1 pseudogene is annotated in these 206 nt (G+C 50.0%); it reads left to right on the top strand.

The features are described 5' to 3' along the window. Positions 1 to 206 (top strand): annotated as a pseudogene (locus Q1A48_RS21680) (IS30 family transposase); the annotation flags it as partial.

Genomic DNA, 206 nt, shown 5'->3' with positions numbered 1-206 from the left:
AGAGCGCGTAACGCAGTTTACCTTATTTGCACAAGTGGAGAACAAAAGTGCAGAGGCGGTGACAGAGGCCACTATAGCTCTGCTGAAGCCGTATACGGCGGCATTGCATACGATCACGGCGGACAATGGTAAAGAGTTTGCCTATCACGAAAAAATTACTAAGGAGCTTGGGGCGCAGGTTTATTTCGCGCACCCTTACCACTCCT

The sequence above is a fragment of the uncultured Microbulbifer sp. genome (assembly GCF_947489355.1).
Taxonomy (GTDB): domain Bacteria; phylum Pseudomonadota; class Gammaproteobacteria; order Pseudomonadales; family Cellvibrionaceae; genus Microbulbifer.
Note: the sequence above shows the minus strand (reverse complement) of the source record. Positions and strands in the feature narration are given on the sequence as shown.